General features: G+C 70.9%; 1 protein-coding gene and 1 pseudogene. Both read left to right on the forward strand.

Features of this window, described 5'->3' with window-relative positions:
* Positions 1-824, forward strand: an 824-nt coding sequence (locus ACN675_RS29060) for a DUF2398 family protein (RefSeq protein ID WP_420754102.1), incomplete at its 5' end; no start/stop codon positions are given.
* Positions 821-1,686: pseudogene (locus tag ACN675_RS29065) on the forward strand (hypothetical protein); the annotation flags it as partial. The gene ACN675_RS29060 and the pseudogene ACN675_RS29065, both read left to right, overlap by 4 nt.

Raw genomic sequence — 1,686 nt, forward strand, 5'->3', positions numbered from 1 at the left:
CTCCGGGCATCGGCGATCACGTGCTCGTCTCCGCGCTGGCCGAGCAGGTCCACGCGGACGCCACCGCCCTCGGTATCGCCGGGTCCGATCCGGTCGCGGACCGGCGGCAACTGGTGGCGGCGCTGCGGGCGTTGCAGGACTGGGGTGTGCTGACCGACGACACCGGGATCGTCGACCGGTGGGCTACCGGGGACGGCGAGGACGGGGTGCTGGATGTGCACCGCCCGCTGCTGGCCCACGTGCTCGCACCGCCGGACGCTGCCGCTCCGCAGGTCCCGGCGCGGGTGCGGTTGTACCGCAGGCTCGTCGAGGATCCGGTCGTCGCACGCGACGACCTCGCCCCGGACGAACTCGACGAACTGCACCGTGACCGGGTCGAACTGGCGCACCGGCTCGACGAGGACTTCGGCCTCACCCTCGAGGTCCGCACCGAAGGCGCCCTCGCGTACGACGCGGACGGCACCCTCACCGATCTGTCGTTCCCCGGCCCCGGAACACTGAAACAGGCTGCGCTGCTTCTCATTTCGTCACTGATCGAGGAGCACGAACCGACCCCGGGCGCGGATCTGGTGATCTCCGCGGCCGCGGTCGACGCGGCGATCGCGGGCCTGGTGTCCACCCACGCGCGGGACTGGCGGGCCCGGTACGTGCGCGACCCGGACACCCTGCGCCGCGAGATCACGGATCTGCTGACCGACCTGCACCTGGCCCGCCCGGACGGTGGCGGACTCGTGCTGCACGCCCCGGCCGCCCGCTACCGCCCGACCGCCGCCGAACGACCGGACATCGAAACACACACGGACACCGAAAGACCCGCGCCATGACACGACCCTCCGCCTCGATCGCTCCGGCCCACCACCCCGGGCGGTGGCGGCTCTCGCGCGCCGGCATCGTCAACGTCTGGCACTACCTGGACACCGAGTTCACACTCTCGGGCGGTCGGCTGATCCTGCGCGGCACCAACGGTTCCGGCAAGTCCCGCGCGCTCGAGATGCTGCTGCCGTATCTGCTCGACGGCGACCGCAAACGTATGGACGCGACCGGTGCCGGGAAGGTGAACCTCGACGAACTCATGCGCACCGGCGCCGGTGACCAAGACAACCGCGTCGGTTACCTGTGGATCGAACTCGCCTGCCCCGACGAATATTTCACCATCGGCGCGCACATCCGCTACAGCGCCGCCGCGCATCGCAGTGAGGTGTACCTGTTCACCACCGGCCTGCGCGTCGGCCTCGACCTGACGTTGGTGGACGAGCACCGGATGCCGCTTTCGCGTGACGACCTGATCGCCGCCGTCGGCGCCGACCGCGTCACCCGCAGTCCCGAGGAACACCGCGACACCGTTCGCGCCGAGGTCTTCGGTCTGCGCGGCGAATCCGGGCGTGACCGGTACACCGGCCTGCTGCAGCTGCTGCACACGCTGCGCTCCCCCGACGTCGGCAACCGCATCGACGAGGGACGGCTCCCGCAGATCCTGTCCGACGCGCTGCCGCCGCTGAGCGAGAACCTGCTCACCACCGCCGGCGACCGTCTCGACGGGCTCACCGAAACCCGCACCGCCCAAGAGCATCTCGAAGAGACACGGGAACATCTCCAGCAGTTCCACGGGGTGTACCGCCGTTACGCGACGCACGTGCTGCGCGAGGCCGCCGACGCCGCGGCACAGGCCGCCGACCGCGTGGCGAC

The sequence above is a fragment of the Rhodococcus sp. O3 genome, from assembly GCF_048897285.1.
Lineage (GTDB): Bacteria > Actinomycetota > Actinomycetes > Mycobacteriales > Mycobacteriaceae > Rhodococcus.